The 4,749-nt window shown below is 58.4% G+C and carries 5 protein-coding genes; 3 read left to right on the top strand and 2 right to left on the bottom strand.

Features of this window, described 5'->3' with window-relative positions:
• On the bottom strand, positions 1–1,028 hold a 1,028-nt coding region (locus ABX749_RS22570; RefSeq protein WP_372897971.1), incomplete at its 3' end, for a M42 family metallopeptidase.
• A gap of 897 nt (positions 1,029–1,925) precedes the next feature.
• Between ABX749_RS22570 and ABX749_RS22565 the strand changes: the two genes are divergently transcribed.
• The 3 genes from ABX749_RS22565 to ABX749_RS22555 all read left to right on the top strand — a co-directional run bounded on the left by ABX749_RS22565 (position 1,926) and on the right by ABX749_RS22555 (position 4,514).
• Positions 1,926–2,498 carry a response regulator gene (locus ABX749_RS22565; protein ID WP_094412462.1) on the top strand — a complete coding sequence of 191 codons (573 nt, stop codon included), beginning with the start codon at positions 1,926–1,928 and terminating at the stop codon, positions 2,496–2,498.
• Between the two features lie 277 nt (positions 2,499–2,775).
• Positions 2,776–3,264, top strand: coding sequence for a cyclic pyranopterin monophosphate synthase MoaC (gene moaC, locus ABX749_RS22560; protein WP_372897972.1), 489 nt, complete (start codon positions 2,776–2,778; stop codon positions 3,262–3,264).
• Positions 3,265–3,374: 110 nt separating this feature from the next.
• Positions 3,375–4,514, top strand: coding sequence for a polyprenyl synthetase family protein (locus tag ABX749_RS22555; RefSeq protein ID WP_372897970.1), 1,140 nt, complete (start codon positions 3,375–3,377; stop codon positions 4,512–4,514).
• 1 nt (position 4,515) lies between these two features.
• On the opposite strand, the gene ABX749_RS22550 is transcribed toward ABX749_RS22555, so the two are convergent.
• The coding region (locus ABX749_RS22550; protein ID WP_372897969.1) for a hypothetical protein at positions 4,516–4,749 on the bottom strand (234 nt) is incomplete at its 5' end.

Genomic DNA, 4,749 nt, shown 5'->3' with positions numbered 1-4,749 from the left:
TGGGCGAGAAGTTGCGCGACGTGATCGATGTCGTCCAGCGAAATCGCTTCGACGGCAGAGTGCATGTAGCGATTGGGGATCGCCACCAGCCCGGTGGCGACGCCGGCACCGTGGAGTTGCAAGACGTTGGCATCGTTGGGGGTCGCCCGTCCGATGGCGGCCAGTTGGTAGGGGATGCTGTTTGCTTCGGCCAGTTCGATCAGCCGCGCGGCGACTTTGGGGTTGATGTTGGGTCCGCGAAAGATCACCGGTCCGCCGCCGAGGCGAATGTCGCCTTGTTTGTTTTTGTCGATGGTGGGGCAGTCCGAGGCGTGGGTCACATCGACGGCGATGGCGACGTCGGGATTGATTCCACCGGCGGCGGTTTTGGCGCCACGCAGTCCGATTTCTTCTTGAACGGTGGAGACGCTGTGCAGGTGGCAGCCGATCCCGCCGGCGCCGGCCAGTTCGTTCGCGCGTCGCAACGCTTCGATCACCGTCCACATCCCGGTCTTGTTATCCATCCCGGGACCGCTGACGAGTGAGTTCATCAGCGGGCGCAGCTGCAGGTCCAACGTGATCGGGTCGCCGATGCGTATCTTCTCGCGCGCCTGTTTGTCGTTGTTGGCACCGACGTCCAACCACATTTCGTCCAGTCCGACAACCTTTTTGCGTTCGTCGTTGTTGAGCAGGTGAATGGGTTTGCGGCTGATGACCGCGGGGACTTCACCGGAGTCGGTCCAGATCGACATGGCTTGCCCGATCAATTGTTGGGGATCCCAACCGCCGATGGTTTGCGCGTACACAAAACCGTTTTCATCGATGTGGGAAACCAACATCCCGATTTGATCGCAGTGTCCGGCCAGCATCAAACGCGGTCCGTCACCGTTGCCGACTTCGGCGATCAAGTTGCCGTGCACATCGATGCGCACGCGGTCGGCATGGGGCGTGATGTAATCTCGAATCAGTTTCTGGATCCGCTCTTCGTATCCCGAGGGACTGGGCGTGGCGATGGCTTGTTCAAAGAAGGCGCGAGCGTTGTCTTGCATGTTGGTTGCAGTGGTGGCGGAGTGGCGTGAAGGTGCGACTGATTTTGCGGCCAGATGACTCGTCGATTGGCATGCTGTCTAGACCGATTGGGAACGAAAATGAACTTTATAAAAAGTTTTTTTTCTTCGCAAATCGTCTGTTTCGGTGCAACAGAATCCGTGCCTTCGGTGTCTAAAGTCCCGGAAACACGGGTGTTTTGCATCACCGGCATCGATCCGGCCGTCCCGATTGATCCGGTCAAGGACCGTCACAGGGGCCATGACGCTTGTTCCCTTCCAAACGCCCTAAAGAATTGGGGCGGTTTTGCTCGACACTAAGTCTCGGATCGACAGTTTTCGACTGGGTTCTCTCGCGGAGAACGGTTTTCACCGTCTCGAGGCAGGAGGGCTGGTGGCAGCCGAGTTGTGGATCCGCCCAGGGGGGGATTCTGGGAAAGCAATCGAGTCGAGGGCGTCGCGTTCGTGACACCTCTCCTTCTCGAAGGCAGATGGCGACTATAGCCGAACGTTCCTGTAAACATCGGCATGATGACAACACCCATCATCATGTCAGCCGTGTTTCACCAATGGAACGTTGGGCGTTGGTCGCCGGACGTCACAGCATCTACCCCGACCAAAGCGGAGTGATCCGTTTGTAAACGTTTGAAACCTAGCAAGTGATCCCGTTCGGTAAGCGTCACAGGATGTGAGCCGGGTGGCCTGACCCAGCTTTCGGTTTGCAGTACACGACAGCATTCAGGTTCGTAAGACTTTGTCTCAGCGATCAGGACCGGTGAGACAGATGAAACGAACGAGAAGGCGTGCGGCACAACTGATCGACCAAGGCCATGAGAACATTGGGTACCGACGCACCATTGTTCGAGGGAATAATCAACGAGGCGTTATGGAGAGCCTGATATGAAGGTCTTTACGACTGGACAGGTCGCCAAGATTTGCAAAGTCGCACCCCGAACTGTTTCAAAATGGTTCGATTCGGGGCGTTTGAAAGGCTACCGAATCCCAGGATCACAAGATCGTCGTATTCCACGTGAATACCTGATCAAGTTCCTGAAGGAGCACGGCATGCCGTTGGGTGACTTGGAGGACGAAGCGATGGCCAAGTGCCTGATCGTCGCCCAAGATCAAGTTTTGATCGAGAACTTGAAGCGAGAATTACCGCCGGAAAAATCGTTCAAGGTCGCAGTTGCGGCGAGCGGTTTCGAAGCCGGAATTCAAGCCGAAAGCTTCACGCCAGACTGCATCATCGTGGACTTTTCGATCGGCAAGATCGAAGCCGTACAGATTTGCCAGAACCTGCGCAAAAATGCGGATTTCACCGATGTCATTCTGATCGCGCTGTTGCCCGATGACGGCCAGCCGATGAGTTTTGATCGAAGCAGCATCAACGAGACGTTCAAAAAGCCGTTCGACGCCCATCTGTTGGCTGAACGACTGAGAACACTCGTCGGAGCAAAGAAAGAACTGGTGTGAACGATTCCTGCCCCGGCTCAGGCCGCCGCAGGATGCACGCTTCACCACCGACCACAACGAGAACGCCACACATTTCCCGCAAATGTGTGGCGTTTTTTTTATGTTTCAAGTTTCAAGTTTCAGGTTTCAAGTTGGCGGCAGCGGGTTGCGGAGTGGAGAGATTTCGTTACAGAATCGCTCCGACGGCCATCGGCAACAAACCTTTGGAACCTGGAACTTGAAACTTGAAACTAAGAAAATGCCTTCCAACCACTTCGACGCCGATGGCAACGTCCACATGGTCGACGTCTCCGCCAAATCGGTCACCAAACGCATCGCCACCGCCTCGTCGCGGATCTCCATGAACGCCCAAGCGGCCGAACTGGTGCGGCAAGGGACCAGCCGTAAAGGCGATGTGCTGGCGGTCGCACGGCTGGCCGCCATCGCGGCGACCAAGTGGACGCCCCATCTGATCCCCCTCTGTCACGCGATCCCGATCGAGTCCGCGGAAGTCGACTTCGAGTGGGCAGACGAACAGACGGCTAAGGAAACCGAATCGCCGCAGCCGACCTCGCCCCCGCAGCTGATCTGTCGCGTCACCTGCGCCACGTCGGGAAAGACCGGCATCGAAATGGAAGCCCTCACCGGCGCCAGTGTCGCCGCGCTGACGGTTTACGACATGCTCAAATCCGTCGATCGGGCGATGCAGATCGGTCCGACACAATTGGAAGGGAAAGAAGGTGGCCAGTCGGGCACGTTCGTGCGAAATCCCGGCTCGCATTCCTGATGCGACCAATCGTCCCCCTTTGATTTCGTTGTCCCTGGTTTCTAATTGCGGTTTCGTTTCTATTGCAACCGATCACCCCGTTCCCCCTTCCTGCTGACACGCGTAAGAAAATGGACGCTTCTGAGACGTTTCGAGACCGCTCCGACACGGTACAGGTCGACACCGACAGCCGAGTCAGCGGCACACGCAACGCTGTGGCGCAGAGCGAATCCCGCCGATCCCCCCCGACGGGCGATCACGCGGTCCGCGTGTCCAAGAACAGTGCCGCCCCCTCGGCCAATCCGCTGTTGCAGCGACTTTATGGTCCCATCGCCACGCCGTTGGCCGAGGTCGAAGCCACCCTGCGCTCGCAGTTGCAAAGTCCCTTCGAAGGTGTTTCGGCGTTGCTGCGCCACGGAGTCGCGCTGGGGGGCAAGCGTCTGCGGCCGGCCGTGCACTTGCTGATGGCCGAAGCCCTCGGGGGCGTGAAGCCAAGCAACATCACCATCGGAGCGGTTCTGGAGATGGTCCATACCGCGACGCTGGTCCACGACGACGTGCTGGACGAAGCCGCGACGCGTCGGCATGTCCCCACCATCAACGCCCAATGGAACAATCACACCAGTATTCTGCTGGGCGATTATTTGTTCGCCCAAAGTTTCCAATTGGCTGCGACACTCGACAACACCCGCACCTGCCAGTGGGTCGGCCAAGCCGCACGCCTGGTTTGTGAAGGGGAGTTGCGTCAAGTGCTCGGCCGCGACGATCTCGAAATCGATCGCGACACTTATTTCGAAATCATCCAAGGAAAAACCGCCGAGCTGTGTCGCGTCGCCTGTTCGCTCGCCGCCGCGGAAGCCGGTTGCGATGCGGAAACGACCGATCGACTGGCCGAATACGGCAACAGTCTCGGGATCGCGTTCCAGATCGCCGACGATTTCCTGGACCTGTGGGGCGACGATGAAGCGGTCGGCAAAACGCTGGGAACGGATCTGGAACAGGGAAAAATCACGCTGCCGATCATCCGTCTGCTGGAAACAGCAACGCCCGAGCGACGAAACGCCATTTTGACGGTCCTCAACGGCCCGGCCGCCGACCGGATCTCACAGATTCGCAACTGGCTCGATCAATCCGACGCCAGGGAATTCACCGTCGCAACGGCAGCCGAATTCAAGCAACGCGCCCTCGACGCGATCGCCGATCTGCCCACCGGGGCAGCCAAAAACTGCCTGATCGAAATCGCCGAGTTCTCGATCCAACGCTCGTTTTGAGTTAGCGGAGCCGTTCCCCGACTTTCGTCCGCTCGATCGTCTTGATGCGATCGGTCTGACCTTCCAGCCAGTAGCGTTTGCCTTTGGGGGCCGAGAGACGCTGCAGATGGGGTCGGCGGATCATTTGGACCGAGCAGGGTGCGCTGGCGTCGGGGCGGATTTCGACCGCGGTATGTTTGTCGGTGCCCCATTGTCGCAAACGCCTCAACAGTGGCGGGGCGAGGGGCTCTTGGCG

This window comes from Stieleria sp., from assembly GCF_041595215.1.
GTDB classification, from domain to species: domain Bacteria; phylum Planctomycetota; class Planctomycetia; order Pirellulales; family Pirellulaceae; genus Stieleria; species Stieleria magnilauensis.
The sequence above is the reverse complement of the archived record's forward strand: the minus strand, read 5'-3'. Positions and strand labels throughout refer to the sequence as shown.

What these genes read in the sequence shown, in the direction of transcription:
- ABX749_RS22565 (WP_094412462.1), top strand. Translation starts at nt 1,926, where the DNA reads ATGAAGGTCTTTACGACTGGACAGGTCGCCAAGATTTGCAAAGTCGCA.
- moaC (WP_372897972.1), top strand. Translation starts at nt 2,776, where the DNA reads ATGGTCGACGTCTCCGCCAAATCGGTCACCAAACGCATCGCCACCGCC.
- ABX749_RS22555 (WP_372897970.1), top strand. Translation starts at nt 3,375, where the DNA reads ATGGACGCTTCTGAGACGTTTCGAGACCGCTCCGACACGGTACAGGTC.